The 3,788-nt window shown below is 57.3% G+C and carries 2 protein-coding genes and 2 tRNA genes; 2 read left to right on the forward strand and 2 right to left on the reverse strand.

The annotated features are described in order from the left end of the window. Nucleotides 1-269: 269 nt before the first annotated feature. Together ACIOU6_RS27635 and ACIOU6_RS27640 are read left to right on the forward strand one after the other, a co-directional pair. Nucleotides 270-345 (forward strand) — tRNA-Val (locus tag ACIOU6_RS27635). A 19-nt stretch (nucleotides 346-364) separates the two neighbouring features. Continuing rightward, nucleotides 365-441: transfer RNA gene (locus ACIOU6_RS27640), tRNA-Asp, on the forward strand. Nucleotides 442-556: 115 nt separating this feature from the next. Here ACIOU6_RS27640 and ACIOU6_RS27645 read toward each other — a convergent pair. Then, nucleotides 557-1,693, reverse strand: coding sequence for a catalase family protein (locus ACIOU6_RS27645; RefSeq protein ID WP_401139899.1), 1,137 nt, complete (start codon nucleotides 1,691-1,693; stop codon nucleotides 557-559). A 29-nt stretch (nucleotides 1,694-1,722) separates the two neighbouring features. Then, nucleotides 1,723-3,531 carry a di-heme-cytochrome C peroxidase gene (locus ACIOU6_RS27650; protein WP_401139898.1) on the reverse strand — a complete coding sequence of 603 codons (1,809 nt, stop codon included), beginning with the start codon at nucleotides 3,529-3,531 and terminating at the stop codon, nucleotides 1,723-1,725. Between the last annotated feature and the right edge of the window lie 257 nt (nucleotides 3,532-3,788).

Genomic DNA, 3,788 nt, shown 5'->3' on the forward strand with positions numbered 1-3,788 from the left:
TAGTTCAGTCGGTTAGAATACCGGCCTGTCACGCCGGGGGTCGCGGGTTCGAGTCCCGTCCGCTGCGCCATATTCGGTAACCTGGACCACTGAACGCCAGGTCACCACGGAAGAACCCGCTAAAGCGGGTTTTTTTCTGTCTCAAGTTTGTACCTTGTTCCATCGGGTTTGTGTCGTTTCACCGGTTTTCGGATTTTTTTGAAAAAAACTTCAATTAAATCAACACATTACGAAAACTTGTGGCATAATGCGCCCCGTAACGAAGCGAAGGGTGATTAGCTCAGCTGGGAGAGCGTCTGCCTTACAAGCAGAATGTCGGCGGTTCGATCCCGTCATCACCCACCATTCGTTTCAAGCGTTTCGCGCAGCGGTAGTTCAGTCGGTTAGAATACCGGCCTGTCACGCCGGGGGTCGCGGGTTCGAGTCCCGTCCGCTGCGCCATATTCGGTAATCTGGAACACTGAACGCCAGATCACCAAGCAAAGCCCGCCTAGTGCGGGCTTTTTGCTGTCTGGAGTTTGCTATTTACCGGCCCGACTTGAAATGGGTGCCAGGTTTACTGTGCAGCATTCTGGCTATGTCGATAGTCACTCACAGCTTCATAGACGGCTTTACGCAGACGATTGATCCCGCCAATGGGCCGATGCGCTTCAATGCCAAACCACGGGTTGAACGATAAGTTGTCGCAGGCCAGATTCAGCGCCGGCGTGTCGAAGTCCTGCGGCGGCAAGGTAATCCGCGCTACGGTTTCGAAAGGTGAATCCTGCTCGCGCCATTCGATGCTGGTGTCCTCGATCGGCATGTAATGGTTCGCATCCTGGCGCTGGATCTGCAAGACGAAACACGTTGGCACACGATCCGTCGACAATTGCTGATTCAACGCACTGCGTAAGAAATTTGGCAAGTCGTGGTTCTGCTTGGGCAGCGTGTAGGCGGGGCAGTGGTCCGGGTCGGGCGCTACCCGGAACTTCGCATTGGCCTCGCCAAACTTGTAGGGCGACACCGAAAAGTAGGTCGTGTCCGTCGGACTGTCCGGCGGCGGCGACAGTGTGGCCAGTGCGATGAACAAATGGCGGATTTGCCAAGTGCGCGGATCCCATCCCGGAAAAAACGCCGTGGTCTTTTTGCCTTCAGCCTGAGCCGCCACATTCTGACGGTACTCGGCGACATCGCTGACAAAGAAGTTCGGATGGCTGAACATCACGAAGTCCTGTTCGTGTTGTCCTTGGCGGTTCTCCAGCAACTGTTTGCCAGGCACATCGTGCAATTTGATCGCCATGCCCCGTGCGTCACGAATACTGTCGAACTGCGGGTAGGCGTTACCATTCGATAATCGAATCATCGCCGGCCAGGTTTTACCCGGCTCACTGAACACGCCTTGACGCAGCGCCGGCGGCAGATCCGCCAACACTTGCACTTCAGCCTTCACGCAACCGTGCGCCTTGGCATGCGCGTCACGCAGGTACCGCGTGCCTTCACGGTGTTGATCGACGATACGCACAGCGGTCTGTATCACCTCCTGAGTCATGTCCGCTTCACCGGGTGGAACCTGCTCCAGCGCCGAAACCGGGCCGCGATGCTGCCAGGCAAACCAGGCCGCGGAGACCGCCCAGCCGAGCAGGCCGATCACAAGCATGATCAGCAGGGTCTTGCCCAATAAACGCCCCAGCCACAACCAGAGCCGGGCCAACATCGGTAATTCTTTCCTGAGGGTCGACAGGATCATGGCAATTGCGCCTCCAGTGGGCCGCCAAGGACTTTCAGGTATTCGAGCAGCGCCCAGCGCTCTTCGGGCTGCAACAGTCGGCCGATGACGCCGTTACCACGTTCGCCGGCGCGAAATTCATGGCCGCTGTTATGGTTGCCGCTGATTCTTGTGTCGAACAGAAAACCGTTGGTGAAGGCTTCGGTGCGATAGCCCAGATGTCGTGGGTCGTACTCGAAGGTGCCCTTGTAGAAGGTGGCTGCGCGTTCATCTTGCGGTGACAGCAACTGATAAATACTCGGTACCGAACCGTTGTGCAGAAACGGCGCAGTGGCCCAGACACCCGCCAGTGGTCGCGCTTTATAGGCGACTTTTTCACGAACACCGATCGGCAGGCCGAAACCGTCGAGTTGTGGTTTCTCCTGCGGCGTGACCCCGACCTCGCGATAGGCCCGGTTCTCGACGAATGCGGTGACGTAAGCCAGGCCCTTGGCCACGGATAGCTGGCTCAGGTCCAGCGGCTCCTTCGGTGTCGGATGCAGTTTTACATCCATGCCCTCCAGTTCTTTGAGGTCCCATTGCAGGGCTGTCAGATCGAAGCGATGGTTGGCAATGTTGTTGGCGGCGTTTGGGTCGGTGCCGATGACGTCCACGGGCAACATGTGCAAATGCTGCACCCAGCGTTCGCCTTCTTGAGTCTTGCGCGGAACGTGGCACCCGGTGCAATTTTCCGCGAACAGCGCGCGTCCTTTGGCGGCCAGTGGCTTGTCGATGGCGCCGAATAACGCCTCCGGCCAGGCGGGTGGCTGAAGTTTTTGTATGGTTTCTTCAATCTTGTGCAGATCGCGCACACGAACGCTTGAGGCATAACGCGCATCGCCTTGCAGTGGCTGGCGGTTGTCATCGAAGAAATTCAGGGTAGCGCCGACACCCAGCGCCTCACCGATGTTGCGCGCCATCGGCTGCTGCGCCGAACCGTTCCATTGCACCCAATCGAAGGTCCACATGTCCCACAACTGCGGGTAGTCCACCGGGGCGTTGGCCACGCGGTAGTTGGCAGGGGATATCGCATCGCCGAACGTAGCGTTGGCGATGCGCCCGAATGCATCGGCGCGTCCCGGACCTTCTTCAGTCGGGTAGAGGCCGCGATGGGTGTCGTTCCAGGCGACTCTCAGGAAGGTATTCAGTGATGTTTTGAAGTCCTTGCGCAGTTGTTCATGGTGCGCGTTGTAGTCATCCCCTAATACATGTCTTGCGAAACGCTCGAATTTCCAAGGGTTGTAGTAAGTCGAGGTCAGGCTCGCCACTAGTGCTTGTCCGAAACTGCCGCCACGGAGTGTAGGAACGCTGGAAGGCAAAACATGCTGCGCCGCGCCACCGTCGATGCGCACGGCCTGACCCTTGAAGCGCAATTCACCGGTGTGGCAAGCCGCGCAAGTGATGTCCAGGTACTGCTCGGAGCTGCCGGGATTTTGGTGTCGGGCAAAGCCTACTGGCAGATTACCGGGGTTTGTCGGTGTGGCTTTTTGCTGCGGATCAATCAAAAAACCGAAGCGAGCGAGGTAGTCGGGGGAGGCAAAACGTTGCTCAGAGAAGGGTAATTCCAAGGCCTGGAACCACTCATAGCGCAGCCCTTTGACTTGGGTGCCCTGGGGTGTGAAATAGTAGGTTTGCCGCTCTTGCTCAGTCCACTGATTGAGGTAGTGCACCTGTTGGACGGGGCTATAGAAGGGTAATTTCGGATTGGCGACGTAGTACAAAACCAACGCGAGGACGAGTCCCAGCAGTACGACGATCAGGGTCAGTACACGGAATAAGAGGCGCAAGATAAACATCCTTGTCGAGTTGTTGCGCTGTTATGCCTGAGCTTGGCCCTGTGCGGCAAGTGGCCATTACGCCAGATGGTGGGGGGGAGGGGAGTCGGTCCTTGTCAGGAATAGATGACAGAAGCTTCATCGTGCCTTTAGCCAAATGCGTTTTAATCCCTGAACTTATCGCAAGATTCCTGCTCTCATGCCGGTAGCCATTGGTCGTGGCGGCCTGATAAGCTCGCGGCTTTACTCGATTGCCCTTTCGGCGCATG

The sequence above is a fragment of the Pseudomonas sp. NPDC087615 genome (assembly GCF_044743445.1).
GTDB lineage: Bacteria > Pseudomonadota > Gammaproteobacteria > Pseudomonadales > Pseudomonadaceae > Aquipseudomonas > Aquipseudomonas baetica_A.

Coding starts and splice junctions, on each gene's coding strand:
- ACIOU6_RS27645 (WP_401139899.1), bottom strand. CDS start 1,693: ATGTTGGCCCGGCTCTGGTTGTGGCTGGGGCGTTTATTGGGCAAGACC.